We start from the raw sequence: 12,914 nt of genomic DNA on the forward strand, positions 1-12,914 counted from the left end.
TCCTCCTCACAGATTTAACCTACATACATTATAAAGCTTACCGTACAGAATCAAAAGGAGGCCTGAGAGGATCAGGCAATCAATTAAGACGATTGATATACCGCTTGCAGCCCATGACTCGGCATACTAAGAGTATGTTAACAGAGCCAAGCGATTAAAGTTTATTTGAAAAGTTGGGTGAACAAGGTGAAGAAGTGGTTATCAAACCATGTGAGGCAAATTTTGATTGACAGGCTCGAATCACAAATTAAGTATGAAGAAAATTCCGTACATCGAGAGATATACTTCACATGCTGGTTAGAGCTAGTTACCGAAGATTTCGAGTGAACTTCAGTTTACAGAACAAATTCAAGGAGAGTGTGAAATATGGAATATGTGGGCTAACACGAAATCTCAGTTGATCCGAATTCTTAATGTTAAAGTCGCCATTTGGCGGCTTTTTTTATGGTGATTTGATGAGTGAATTGACAGTTCCTTTATATTGAAGTTATTATAGATATATTAGATCCTTAATTGAAAAGGAGATTATAATCCATGAATAACGGACATTCATCCGGCCAAACGAACGAATCGTGGAGTGGTCATTCCGCTCCTTTTGCTACGTTACAGGAAACACATATCTTATCCTTGCTCCAGCCATCCCAAGGTGAACGAATCCTTGATGTAGGTTGTGGCAATGGGGATCTGACAGCCAAAATTGCAGCCGCAGGAGCGCTGCCAACAGGCATAGATTTTTCAGAAGAGACGATTAGGCAAGCTAAACAGAAATACCCTGATATGAATATTAATGTAGCAAATGCTTGTCATTATCGGACAGAAGAACCGTTTGATGCTGTCTTCTCTCATGCCGTTCTGCATTGGATAAAGGATGCTCCAGCTGTAGTACAATCAATACAGTTAGCGCTCAAGACGGGCGGGCGATTCGTGGCTGAGTTTGCTGCAAATGGCAACACGGCTATATTAATTACAGCGGTACAGGAAGAACTGGATGCCCGTGGATACAAATGGGAAGGTCGGAATCCGTGGTATCATCCAACCCTTGGTGAATATGCTAATCTTCTGGAGCAACACGGATTTCGAGTTAGTCTGGTCCAGCACGTGGACCAATTTACTCCGTTCAAGCCAGGTGCCAGAAAGTGGTTGACCAGTTTCGCGGAGTATTTATTCAGTGGTATCACACCTGCGGAACAGGATGTTATTATGGATGCTGTTGAGAAAAGGATACAGCCACAACTGATGCGGGATGGACAGTGGTATCTGGACAGAAGCCGACTGCGAGTCGTAGCTATTAAAGAATAGGGGAATACGGGATGAAAATGGACAAACCCAAGATTCAGGAGCAGTTGCTCGAACCGGAAACGATGGCATTCCTGGAATCCAAAGTGGAGTACAAACACAAACTGATCGAGAACATTACATTGGATCAACAAGAGGCGAGTAAGGTTTCCTTTGAAAATGTTGTATTTAGACATGTGACAATCTCGGAGTCAACCTTGGAACAATTTGAATTCACCGATGTCCGGTTCGAACACTGCGACTTCTCCAATGTCAATCTCTCTGGTGCCTTCATGCATCGGATCGAATGGCTTAACTGCAAGTTTGTCGGAACTGATTTTTCCAATAGCCGATTGCAAAATGTCAGTTTCCTTCATGGTCTAGGTGACTACAGCAATTTCCGTTTTGCCCATCTGAAACAGGTCTCCTTCTCGGAAAGTACCTTGATTGGTGCGGACTTTGCCTATCTGGCGCTGCAAAAAATGGAGTTCAGTCAATGTAACATCGACCAAGCTTCCTTAACGGGGACCAAAATGAAGGATTTGGACCTTAGCGATTGCGAATTTGACTCCTTGGTGCTGACCATGGAAGATCTCAACGGTTGTGTGATTTCACCACATCAAGCCGCCACATTTGTAGGATTAATGGGTTTGATTATCAAATAAATGGCATGATCACATATAAGTTGCCAAGATAGTGGAAGTGTGTATAATTGGAGACACATTAGAATAAAAACAGGTTTTCTAGGGTTCCGCGATGGATGTGTCGGTCTGGTCCGAGAGAAAACCCGCAACCTGTTGGTTGTGCCACGGAGGGATAAAAGCCTGGGAGATGAACTGCTACATGCAGTTTGTTTCCCGGGCTTTTTTTGTTTTTTCGCTAATGAACCTTTACAGGTTGTACAAAAAAATGTAGTAGAGAAGGAGTGTTACATGAATGAATAAAACGTGGATGTCGGTTGTGATTGCTGCGTTGTTTGAAGTGGGTTGGGTCATTGGGTTGAAACATGCCAGCGGTCTGCTGGAATGGGGGGTTACGTTGGTTGCAATTATCATTAGTTTCTCCTTGATGATTGCAGCTTCGCGGACATTGCCTGTGGGAACCGTGTATGCAGTATTTGTTGGCCTGGGTACCGCAGGTACAGTACTTTCAGAGATTGTTCTGTTTAATGCACCTGTCCAAACCGGAAAAATGGTACTCATTGGTGTACTTTTACTCGGCGTAATCGGTCTTAAAATGCTGAGCAAAGAGAAGAATAAGGAGGTGCAGCTATAATGAACTGGGTATTTCTTATCTTGGCAGGGGTATTTGAGATGATCGGAGTGCTGATGATAAACAAGTTGCACAAAGACCGTAATCTCATTTCACTGGTTCTATTGGTAGCCGGGTTTGGTTTAAGCTTCCTGTTCCTATCCATTGCAATGGAAACTCTTCCGATGGGAACAGCATATGCCGTATGGACGGGAATCGGGGCTTCCGGTGGTGCCATTCTGGGCATGGTGTTTTATGGAGAACCTCGAAATGCCCTAAGAATTCTGTTTATCGCTATGGTGCTGGGATCAGCAGTCGGCCTTAAATTGGTCAGTTAAACAAAATGATTTTAAAAAGATAATGTACAAATTGCGTTTTTAATGGTATCCTTATACGTTACGTGTGAAATAAAAGATGCGTCTTATTGATAGATGTGCGTAAATGAAGGAGACAACATGACATTTAAGGACTTAAATATTATCCCCTCTATTATGGAAGGGTTAAGCAAAGCAAACTATACTAATCCTACCCCTATACAGGAACAGGCCATACCAGCTGTATTAGCTGGCAGAGATCTGCTGGGATGTGCACAGACAGGAACAGGCAAGACCGCAGCATTCTCGGTGCCGATCATTCAATTATTAAGCGAAAGATCCAAAGGACAAGGATCAAAGTCCGTACGACATATTCGCTCATTAATTTTGACACCAACACGAGAGCTGGCTATTCAGATCGCGGATAACATCAAGGTATATAGCCGGTATACGGACATTCGTTGTACGGCAATCGTTGGCGGCGTTTCGCAAAAAGTGCAAGAGCGTGCGCTGAATCAAGGTGCAGATATTATTATCGCAACGCCTGGTAGATTGAACGATCTGATTAACCAGAAACGTATTGATCTGAAGATGGTTGAGATTCTCGTTTTGGATGAAGCAGACCGGATGTTGGACATGGGCTTCATTCATGATGTGAAAAGAATCATTGCCAAAATGCCGAACAAAAAGCAGACGTTGTTCTTCTCAGCTACGATGCCTCCTGAAATCACCAAAATGGTTAAAACCCTGCTGGTTGATCCAGTCAAAGTAGAAATCACACCGGTATCTTCAACGGTAGACCGCATTGAGCAGTCTATTTATTTGCTGGAGAACGGCAAGAAGCAACAGATGTTGAACCAAATTTTGGAGGATAAATCCATCGTCACGGCATTGGTGTTCACACGCACGAAGCGCGGCGCTGACCGGGTTACACGTGATTTGGCCAAAGCGAATGTTACGGCACAGGCTATTCATGGCAACAAGTCTCAGAACGAGAGACAACGGGCACTGAACAACTTCAAGAGTGGTGCAACACGTGTATTAGTTGCGACGGATATCGCGGCAAGAGGAATTGACGTAGAGGAACTTTCACATGTCATTAACTTTAACCTGCCTAACATTCCGGAAACGTATGTTCACCGTATTGGACGTACAGGGCGAGCTGGCAAAAGCGGGATGGCAATTTCGTTCTGTGAGAAGGATGAACTTCCATTCCTGAAGGATATCGAGAAAGTAATCAAAAAGACGATTCCTGAAGTAAAAGGTCATCCGTATCCAATGACAGGTGTACCTGTGTTTGATAAAACCAGCAAAGCATCAGGCAGTAAACCTTCGTTCAACAAATCGGCTGCAGGCAAACCGGCGAAGTCCAAAGCTAACCCGGCACGCAAGCCCAAATCCGAATGGTTTGCCAAGAGTGGTAAATCAAACAGTAGTCGTTCAAACGACGGTAGACCCAATAGCAGTAGATCAAACAGCAGTAGCAGTAAATCTAACCATGGCTCATTCAGCCGCAGCAGCAAAACTAGAAATGATAGAGCTAATTAAGATCTAAATAAATCCAGACCAAACCTTCTCCATTCATATGGAGGAGGTTTTATTATGCGCTTTTATGTGTAACAACCTTATTTACATACGAACTTACATTCGATATCATTATATCGTTCACTGGTGAAAGGGAGGTACTGACTTGAAGGATACGATAATTGAATACGGTTTGAAGAAAAAAGGTGCGACCAAGGATTATCCATTTGGGCCTGATCCTGTAACCATTAAGGTCGGAGGGAAAATATTTGCATTACTTTTCGAAGACAAAGAAGAAAATGGTCTATTAAACTTAAAATGTGATCCTATAATTGCAGAGAACCTGAGAGAGCAGCATGAAGCGGTTCGACCAGGATATCATATGAACAAAAAACACTGGAATACCATTACGCTGGATGGTTCATTGTCCGATGAAGATGTCTACGTCATGATTGATCACTCCTATGATAGGGTTGTCCAATCCCTTCCGAAAAGGATTCGGGATTCTCTGAACGGTAAGAGATAAGAAGAAATAAATGAGGTAGGTAAAAGGCTAATGGTCTGCTTCACTAACAGAATGAATATCCTATGAAAATGAAGACATGTTTGAAGTCCATTTGGTTCCATTACCTTGGAAATAAACAAGATCGAACGGCCTTGTTTAATGTGGCATCCCTTGTTATCAATGCTGTAACAGGGATAGGCAAGTTAATCTTGGGCATATATCTGCTTTCGGGATGGTTCATTACAAATGCTGTATATTATCTGATTCTGTGTGTAGCGAAAGGCCAAGTGCTCCATAAATATACAGTTACCAAAAGGATGGACTCTCCCGAAGAAAGATATAGATTAGAGCTTACGGTATATAAGCGCGGAGGTCTGTTCCTGTGTTTACTGGGTGCGTCCTATTCGATGGTCTGCCTGCGAATGTATCTAATCGGCGATGCTTTCATATATGAGGGTATTATCGTGTATATCGTTTCTGCAGTTGCTTTTACCAAGTTGGTTTTTGCCGTGTATGGAACCTGGGCTAACCGTCATCTCCATAACCCGATCATATCTACATTGAAAATGATTAACTTCACCGATGCGATGGTATCCATCGTGGTGACCCAAGCGACATTACTTACCATGCAAGGCTCACCTCTTGCATTAAAAACCAGTAGCTTGTTTGGCATGGGGTGCAGCGTTTTATTTTGTTTGATGGGGGTCTGGATGATGTTCCACAAAAAAAGGGAAACAAGCACGGATCCAAACCGATCTCCTGGCACTGAATGTTAACATTGAAGCATTATTGGCAATCCATTAAAGGAGTGATATCTATGGATCAACAACAACAATTGGCAATGGTACAACGTATGCGTCAAAATGTCGTCGGTACAGGAGCAGCTCTTCAACCCAGTTCCATGTATGCTGTCACAGTAAAAGAAGTCATGATGCCTACGACTAAAGGTGATACACGTGTACTTGTGTATACACCGGATAGGGATCATTCCGCGCCTCTGCCGGTCTTCTTTAATATGCATGGGGGTGGTTTCATCTTGGGACAAGCAGAGATGGATGATCCATGGTGTCGCTTGATCGCTGATCGATCTGATTGTGTGGTCGTTAATATCGATTACAGTCTTGCACCAGAGCACAAGTTCCCAACGGCGGTCCATGAATGTTACGACGTTATACAGTGGGTGCACGCCAATCCGGAATCCTTCTCGGTTAACCCGTCTCTATTCGCTATCGGGGGGCATAGTGCTGGTGGTAATCTAGCTGCAGCAGTATGTTTATTGAACCAGCAACGTGGAAGCAAGCTGCCTATTGTACTTCAGGTTATCGATTATGCCGTGTTGGATGTGGCTACAGATCCGGCCGAGAAACCGGGTTTTGAAGAAGCCATTCCAGCCGATATCGCCAGAACGTTCAATGCCATGTACCTTGAAACGCCAGAAGATGCGCATGACCCGTTGGCTTCACCTGTGCTCGCAACATCAGTCGAGGGACTTCCGGAAGCATTAATTATTACCGCGGAGAAAGATTCACTAGCCCAAGAAGCAAGAACATATGCAGCAAGGCTGGAAGCAAGCGGTGTGAAGGTGACGCTTAAGGAGTACGAGGGAGCTGCTCATGGATTTACGCATTCTGGGGATCTCCAGATGGCTGAGGATGCCTGGTACCGGATGAGTGACAAGATCAGAGAAGCATTTTCCAAATAACGTGTATCAAAAGTGATGCTTAAAAGGAATATGGTTAACTTGAAGTCGCCTAATGGCGGCTTTTTTTCGTTCATTGGTGTGATTGCTTCAATGGCTTGGTGAAACCAAGCTTCTGAGCTTGCGAATGTGTTAATAAACTAGATTAGGAGCCTTATTGAGATTATAACGATATCGTTAAGGGTAAGAGTTGTTAAATTAGAGGAAATAATGACCAATACAGGAGGTTTATTATGAACCAATATAACAGTCCATCCGATATTGCGATTCTTGGCATGGGAACGGCTCTACCTGCTCACCCTGTAGCACAGTCAGATATTGCAGAATTAATCGCTTCTTCTCTTCAGGATCGGCCAGATTTGGCCCGTTTTGCCAGACGAATATTCAAGTCCTGTGGTGTTGAAACACGATATACTGTGGAACCGAGCTATCTGGGTTCACTGGAAGAATGCCGTTATCTGCCCTCTGGTGAGCGATCAGACATCCCGACAACCGAAGAACGAATGAATACATACAAGCGAGAGGCGCTTCCGCTCGGGATTGAGGCTGCAGAGAAAGCCCTGGAGGATTCAGGCGTATCTCCTAAGAGCATCACGCATATCATCACGGTCAGCTGCACCGGTCAATATCTGCCGGGTCTTGATGTTATGCTCATCCGTCATTTGGGTTTGTCTGCCCGAGTTAATCGACTGCCGCTGATCTTTCAGGGGTGTGCCGCAGGGTTGAAAGCCATTCAGATGGCACGAGATGTCGTGCAGGGTGCTCCGGGAGCACAGGTCCTTGTTGTCTGTGTAGAGTTGTGCACCCTTCATTTTCAGCCCGTACAAGATCGGGAAGCGCTGTTTGCAGCTTCATTCTTCGGAGACGCTGCTTCTTCTTGTGTAGTGGGTACACCAGAATCTCGGCACAAGCATTATCTGAGTCTGGGAACGGGTTATTCTGTGCTTCTTCCGGATTCGACTGAAGATATGACCTGGGAGGTGGGGAATCTGGGGTATGACCTGTATCTATCCCCACGTATTCCGAAACTGTTAGGTGTTCACTTGGAAGAGGAACTGCGTCTCTTATTGCAAAGTGAACAGCTGCCTGAACTGTGGGCCATTCATCCGGGAGGACGTGGGATTGTGGACTCTGTGCAGAATGTAATGAAGCTTCGAGACGAGCAAACAAAGTATAGCAGGGATGTCCTCAGAATGTTTGGTAACTTATCCTCCAATACCATTCTGTTTGTACTGAACGCGATGCGTGAGGACATGAAGGTACAGGGTCAATCCTCTACAGATGGTGTAGCCATGGCATTTGGACCGGGACTCACCGCAGAGTTGATGCAATTCACTTATGTACCCTCATTATCTTCAGTGATGGAGGAGCACGATCATGTCCTTTTTTAGAACATTGTCCATTCGGGCCAAGGAAGATGAACTGATGGATGACTTCTCTCTGGGAGGGGAGGAGCTGCGTGAAGCGCTTAGACATCTGAGACGTCTTAACAAAATATTTGCAGCACCTGGCCCAACTCTGGCTGGTGTAGAGAAGTTATGGAACTCCGTCGGTAAGCCGAATAAGCTTACCCTGCTGGATGTGGGCGCAGGTTCAGGAGATGTGAACCAGAAACTACTACAATGGGCGGATCGTCAGGGTGTTCAGCTGGAGATTACACTGGTTGATCTGACGGAAGAGGCGTGTGAGGAAGCGAGACAACTATTCCGTCACGAACCCCGAGTCCAGGTACAACGTGCCGATCTTACACAACTGCCGGATGCTTCAGCAGATATCGTGACAGGTTCCCAGTTTGTACATCATTTTGACGGAGATCAACTGGTTGATATGGTTTCTCATATGCTGCGAGCATCCAGATACGGTGTCGTTATTAATGATATTCACCGCCATCCCGTATCCTATAAGGCGGTCTGGATTACTACACGGATGATCTCGCGCAATCGGTACATTCGTCATGATGGGCCTCTTTCCGTAGCCAAAGGTTTTACAGGGAGGGATTGGAAGGAACTTAAACAACGTCTCAATCATGATACGATGACCTATGAATGGAAGCCCTTATTCCGTTACTCTGTTGTTATTCCCACGAAAGGCAGGTGATCTTACGTGTCGAAATCGATAGATGTGATTGTCATCGGAGCCGGAATTGCCGGCAGTACATGTGCAATGCAACTGGCAGGGAAAGGACATCGGACCCTTTTGCTGGATCGCCAGGAGTTCCCGCGGCACAAAACCTGCGGTGAGTTCATGTCACCCGAAACCAAAGAGATGTTAGAAGTTCTGGACATTCACCTTCTGGACCAGTCGAAGAAACCCAGCACCATGGATCATGCCAAAATCGTTATGCCACATGGCGGAGTGATCGAAGCACCGCTGCCGGGATTCGCATATGGCATAAGTCGATATGAGCTGGACCAGATTTTGCATCAGAAGGCTCTGGAGGCCGGAGCCCAGATTGTGACCAAAGCGACCATAACGAGCATCGAGCAGCTTGAGGATGCCAGTTATGAGGTTCAGGTGAAACAGGGAGATGAGCGGATCAGCTACAGAGCCAAAGCCGTTATCGGAGCACATGGGACCAAAAAGCCGCGGGGGATGGCTTCCTCACCTGATCTGCGGGACCAAACCATATATGTTGGCGTTAAGTCCCACTTCAGCGGGATAGAGATTCCCGCACGGGTAGAGTTATATTTTTGCGAGGGTGGTTACGTGGGCATTTCTCCGATTGAGGATGGCATTGTGAATGTCGCCGCATTGTTAACACTGGATACCGTTCAGGGAAGTGGCAAGTCTGTAAACGATATTTTACAGGCGGCATCGCTGACAAACGTGAGTTTGGCGGCCCGTTTAGCTGAAGGAAAGCCTGTAGATGGAACACAAGTGTCGATTGCGCCGCTGCATCTGTCCAACGTTCCTGAGCCGTGGTCTCAATATCCGCATATCGGGGATGCCATGCTGATGATACCGCCCTTATGTGGAGACGGAATGTCCATTGCCCTTCGCTCCTCACTCCTGTGTGCAAGGTGGACTGACAAGTACCTGCAAGGCGATATTGAACATGCCGATTGGCAGAGTAATTACACGCTGGAAGCAAGCCGGGAATTCACCCAATTGCTCAGACGTGCAAGAAGAATTCAAAAGCTGGCTTTTGCCAAGACCAATAAGTTCTATCCTGGTCTGGCTCGGATGATCCCCGGTCTAGCCGCTTATGTTGTGAAGGCCACACGGTTATCTGAGATGAACGCAGTGCGCTAATAGGCTGAAATTTTGCTCAATACTTTTGCGAAAGAGGTTGCTAACGGCGGCCTCTTTTTTGGCGTACAAACATTAATTTTGTGGAGACAGTTTGGAAATTCGGGAAATGCTCGTATAATAGAATCTAATGTAATGATAGAGAGTTAATTCAGATGAAATGTCGGGAGGCACTATTTAAGATGAACTATTCATTTTCCAATCGTATCGCAGCACTGCAACCATCCATTATTCGTGAGATTCTGAAGGCTTCTTCGGGACAAAATGTGATTCCATTCTCCGCGGGAAATCCTGCTCCGGAAACCTTCCCTATTGAGGCGATTCGCACATTCACTCAATCCATTCTGGAGCATGACCCAGTCACAGCTCTGCAATATGGGATTACGGAAGGATATGTTCCCCTCAGGGAAGCATTGACTCAACATTTGAAGACAGGTTTTGATACCGGTAAACCATCCGATCAATTGTTCATTGTATCTGGAGCGCAGCAGGGGATTGAACTGGCCTGTAAAGTATTCTGTAATGAAGGGGACACGATTATCTGCGAGAGTCCGAGCTTTATCGGTTCCCTGAACTCCTTCCGGGCATCCGGTGCAAAGCTTGCCGGTGTTCCGATGGAGATGGACGGTATGGATATCGAGAAGCTGGAACAGGCGCTGCAAACGGAGCCTAATGTGAAACTGATCTACGTGATCCCGAGTTTTCAGAATCCGACAGGTGTAACAACGAGTCTTTCGAAACGTAAGGCCATATACGAGTTGGCTAAGAAGTATGGCGTTATGATTTTGGAAGATAACCCGTACGGAGAACTTCGATTCAATGGAGACGATGTGCCAACCATTAAATCTATGGATGATGAGGGTCTGGTTATCTATGTTGGATCATTCTCCAAAATTTTGTCGGCTGGACTGCGCGTTGGTTTTGTACAAGCGCCACATGAAGTCGTGGAGAAGATGGTTGTTGCCAAACAGGGAGAAGACGTACATACGGCCATGCTTCCACAGATTCTGGCATACAAGTTCATGAGAGAGTATGACTACGCAGGGCACATTAACAGCATCCGTGAGGTATATCGGAGAAAAGCAACATTGATGATGGACAAGCTGCAAGAGCATATGGGTGAGTCCATTACCTATACCCAACCGGACGGTGGACTGTTCCTCTGGTGTGATCTGCCAGCACATGTGCCAATGCTTGATTATGCTAAGACAGCGGCAGCTCAAGGGGTTGCGGTTGTACCGGGAAATGCATTCCTGGTGAACGAACAAGACCCTTGTAATGCCATCAGACTTAATTTCTCAACCCCGTCAGACGAACAGATTGTCAAGGGTGTAGAGATTTTGGGGCAGGTATTGAAAGGGTATAACGCTTAAAAATGCTTCAATGTGATATATCTACGAAAAGCCGCCAATTGGCGGCTTTTTGGGCTTTTTCTCAGTCTTAATTATCGATTAATGCACTTAATTCTGCCTGAAATACCTTTTGATTCTTCTGATTGAAAGTACTCAGCAGCACCGTAACAATCCCATTTCCTTTGCGTCTGGGAGACAGTCCAATAACTTCTGCAATGACGTGAAGTTCATCTTCCGGAAAGACCGGTTTCAGGAATTGAATGTTATTCATTCCGGTGCCCGCCACGACATGCTCTCCATAGACCCCGACCTCAATCCATAATTTAAAGGAGATATTCATCGTTTGCATGCCAGAAGCAATTAAACTGCCGAAGCGGCCTTGCTTGGCCCTTTCCTCATCCAAATGCATGTACTGTGGATCATAGATTGTGGCAAACTCAATAATATCACTCTTGGATAATGCCAAGGATGTGGTTTCATAGCGCTGACCTATTACATATTCACTAAATCTCATGAAGGCACCTCGGTTTCTTTAATATGTTTTTTCGTAGTTGATGTTTTGCTAAGAGACATGACCGAACTGACGTGTTAAAATGCTAGTGAACTATCCCGTGTGTATTGCTGTGTTACGCCATAATGGATTAAACAGATGAAACTGTCTTTGAGGAGTATATATGATGACAACGATTAAAGATGTAGCCAAGATGGCTGGTGTAGCCAGTTCCACCGTATCTTGCGTACTCAACGATAAAGGGAATGTAAGTGAGCCGACAAGACTCCGAGTACTTGAGGCAGCGAGCCAACTCAATTACGTTAGGCATGGTCCTGCATCGGAATTAAAACGAAATAGTACACAAACCATTGGTATTATTGTCCATGACATGTCCAGCCCGTATTTCTCGGATTTGGTAAACGGAATAGAAACCGTCGTCATGAGTCATGGATACGATATGATCGTATGTAGTTCGTTGGGTGGAGAGAAATCGACAGCCCATCGTTACATTCGTGAAAGAAGAATTGACGGAGCTATTGTTATTGCTCAGAATATTCAAGATCAATTGCTGATTGAAGCATCTGAAGCAGGGTTTCCAATTGTTGTCATGGATCGGGATCTGGATGCTCAACATATTGTAAAGGTTTTGATGAGTGATACGCAAGGCGGTTACTTGGCTACCCGTTATCTGATCGATAAAGGGCATCGGACAATAGCTTATATTAGTGGCCCGTCACAATCGGAATGTAATCTCCATCGTTATCGAGGTTATTTGAAAGCCTTGAAGGAGGCAGGCATTGAAGAGAACCCCGAATGGAAAATTGGCGGACAATACATGAAGCAAGATGGCTACAATGCAGCCAAGAAACTGCTTGAAGGAGAGTTGCCATCCGCTGTATTTTTTGCCAATGATGAAATGGCGATCGGCGGCTTGGAAGCCTTCAGGGAGCATGATATCTCAATACCTGAGCAGTTATCCGTAATTGGTTTTGACAATATACCTGCATCTCAGTACATGAATCCACCTCTAACCACATTTCGTCAGCCGAAGAGGGATGCAGGCCAGCTTGCAGGTCATGTTCTCTTCCAACTGCTGAATGGAGAGAACGTAGAGACGTTATATACACTGGACATCCAATGCGTGGAACGTGATTCTGTTCGGCTCCTCAACCTGAGTTGAGGAGTTTTTTCATTCTATAGAAATTTTAAATACTTAAAAAGAAAGGAGAGTAGCCATTAATGCATAATATAA

General features: G+C 45.3%; 14 protein-coding genes and 1 riboswitch. Of the genes, 13 read left to right on the forward strand and 1 reads right to left on the reverse strand.

The annotated features are described in order from the left end of the window. Positions 1-534: 534 nt before the first annotated feature. From NST33_RS13915 to NST33_RS13970, 12 genes are all read left to right on the forward strand, one after another. Positions 535-1,299 carry a methyltransferase domain-containing protein gene (locus NST33_RS13915; RefSeq protein ID WP_339308349.1) on the forward strand — a complete coding sequence of 255 codons (765 nt, stop codon included), beginning with the start codon at positions 535-537 and terminating at the stop codon, positions 1,297-1,299. A gap of 11 nt (positions 1,300-1,310) precedes the next feature. Continuing rightward, positions 1,311-1,940, forward strand: a complete 630-nt coding sequence (locus NST33_RS13920) for a pentapeptide repeat-containing protein (protein ID WP_339308351.1) — start codon at positions 1,311-1,313, stop codon at positions 1,938-1,940. Positions 1,941-2,007: 67 nt separating this feature from the next. Continuing rightward, a riboswitch (guanidine-I (ykkC/yxkD leader) is annotated at positions 2,008-2,108 on the forward strand. 103 nt (positions 2,109-2,211) lie between these two features. Further along, positions 2,212-2,550: a multidrug efflux SMR transporter gene (locus NST33_RS13925; protein WP_221819444.1), complete on the forward strand. Its 339-nt coding sequence runs from the start codon at positions 2,212-2,214 to the stop codon at positions 2,548-2,550. Next, the gene (locus NST33_RS13930) at positions 2,550-2,864 is read left to right on the forward strand and encodes a multidrug efflux SMR transporter (protein WP_221819443.1); all 315 of its coding nucleotides are present in this window, start codon (positions 2,550-2,552) and stop codon (positions 2,862-2,864) included. The genes NST33_RS13925 and NST33_RS13930 overlap by 1 nt, the downstream gene beginning before the upstream one ends. A gap of 117 nt (positions 2,865-2,981) precedes the next feature. Continuing rightward, on the forward strand, positions 2,982-4,388 hold the full coding sequence (locus NST33_RS13935; protein ID WP_339308353.1) for a DEAD/DEAH box helicase: 1,407 nt from the start codon (positions 2,982-2,984) through the stop codon (positions 4,386-4,388). Between the two features lie 142 nt (positions 4,389-4,530). Beyond that, positions 4,531-4,890, forward strand: coding sequence for an MmcQ/YjbR family DNA-binding protein (locus NST33_RS13940; RefSeq protein WP_339308355.1), 360 nt, complete (start codon positions 4,531-4,533; stop codon positions 4,888-4,890). Between the two features lie 62 nt (positions 4,891-4,952). After that, positions 4,953-5,645 (forward strand): hypothetical protein, encoded by a 693-nt coding sequence (locus NST33_RS13945; protein WP_339308357.1) that lies wholly within the window; start codon positions 4,953-4,955, stop codon positions 5,643-5,645. 41 nt (positions 5,646-5,686) lie between these two features. Continuing rightward, positions 5,687-6,571 carry an alpha/beta hydrolase gene (locus NST33_RS13950; protein WP_221819440.1) on the forward strand — a complete coding sequence of 295 codons (885 nt, stop codon included), beginning with the start codon at positions 5,687-5,689 and terminating at the stop codon, positions 6,569-6,571. Between the two features lie 230 nt (positions 6,572-6,801). Then, entirely contained in the window at positions 6,802-7,959 is a 1,158-nt protein-coding gene (locus tag NST33_RS13955; RefSeq protein ID WP_339308359.1) for a type III polyketide synthase, read from the forward strand. Beyond that, entirely contained in the window at positions 7,946-8,665 is a 720-nt protein-coding gene (locus NST33_RS13960) for a methyltransferase domain-containing protein (protein WP_221819438.1), read from the forward strand. The genes NST33_RS13955 and NST33_RS13960 overlap by 14 nt, the downstream gene beginning before the upstream one ends. A gap of 6 nt (positions 8,666-8,671) precedes the next feature. Continuing rightward, positions 8,672-9,820, forward strand: a complete 1,149-nt coding sequence (locus NST33_RS13965; protein ID WP_339308361.1) for an FAD-dependent oxidoreductase — start codon at positions 8,672-8,674, stop codon at positions 9,818-9,820. 179 nt (positions 9,821-9,999) lie between these two features. Next, on the forward strand, positions 10,000-11,190 hold the full coding sequence (locus tag NST33_RS13970; RefSeq protein ID WP_339308363.1) for a PLP-dependent aminotransferase family protein: 1,191 nt from the start codon (positions 10,000-10,002) through the stop codon (positions 11,188-11,190). Between the two features lie 67 nt (positions 11,191-11,257). Here NST33_RS13970 and NST33_RS13975 read toward each other — a convergent pair whose 3' ends face one another. Then, positions 11,258-11,683 (reverse strand): MaoC family dehydratase, encoded by a 426-nt coding sequence (locus NST33_RS13975; RefSeq protein ID WP_221819435.1) that lies wholly within the window; start codon positions 11,681-11,683, stop codon positions 11,258-11,260. Between the two features lie 160 nt (positions 11,684-11,843). Here NST33_RS13975 and NST33_RS13980 point away from each other — a divergent pair, with 160 nt between their 5' ends. After that, positions 11,844-12,842: a LacI family DNA-binding transcriptional regulator gene (locus tag NST33_RS13980; protein WP_339308365.1), complete on the forward strand. Its 999-nt coding sequence runs from the start codon at positions 11,844-11,846 to the stop codon at positions 12,840-12,842. Positions 12,843-12,914 lie beyond the last annotated feature (72 nt).

The sequence above is a fragment of the Paenibacillus sp. FSL L8-0435 genome, assembly GCF_037965655.1.
GTDB lineage: Bacteria > Bacillota > Bacilli > Paenibacillales > Paenibacillaceae > Paenibacillus.

Excerpts from the sequence above, each read along its gene's own strand:
- NST33_RS13915 (WP_339308349.1), top strand. The coding sequence starts at position 535 with ATGAATAACGGACATTCATCCGGCCAAACGAACGAATCGTGGAGTGGT.
- NST33_RS13920 (WP_339308351.1), top strand. The coding sequence starts at position 1,311 with ATGAAAATGGACAAACCCAAGATTCAGGAGCAGTTGCTCGAACCGGAA.
- NST33_RS13925 (WP_221819444.1), top strand. The coding sequence starts at position 2,212 with ATGAATAAAACGTGGATGTCGGTTGTGATTGCTGCGTTGTTTGAAGTG.
- NST33_RS13930 (WP_221819443.1), top strand. The coding sequence starts at position 2,550 with ATGAACTGGGTATTTCTTATCTTGGCAGGGGTATTTGAGATGATCGGA.
- NST33_RS13935 (WP_339308353.1), top strand. The coding sequence starts at position 2,982 with ATGACATTTAAGGACTTAAATATTATCCCCTCTATTATGGAAGGGTTA.
- NST33_RS13945 (WP_339308357.1), top strand. The coding sequence starts at position 4,953 with ATGAAAATGAAGACATGTTTGAAGTCCATTTGGTTCCATTACCTTGGA.
- NST33_RS13950 (WP_221819440.1), top strand. The coding sequence starts at position 5,687 with ATGGATCAACAACAACAATTGGCAATGGTACAACGTATGCGTCAAAAT.
- NST33_RS13955 (WP_339308359.1), top strand. The coding sequence starts at position 6,802 with ATGAACCAATATAACAGTCCATCCGATATTGCGATTCTTGGCATGGGA.
- NST33_RS13960 (WP_221819438.1), top strand. The coding sequence starts at position 7,946 with ATGTCCTTTTTTAGAACATTGTCCATTCGGGCCAAGGAAGATGAACTG.
- NST33_RS13970 (WP_339308363.1), top strand. The coding sequence starts at position 10,000 with ATGAACTATTCATTTTCCAATCGTATCGCAGCACTGCAACCATCCATT.
- NST33_RS13975 (WP_221819435.1), bottom strand. The coding sequence starts at position 11,683 with ATGAGATTTAGTGAATATGTAATAGGTCAGCGCTATGAAACCACATCC.
- NST33_RS13980 (WP_339308365.1), top strand. The coding sequence starts at position 11,844 with ATGATGACAACGATTAAAGATGTAGCCAAGATGGCTGGTGTAGCCAGT.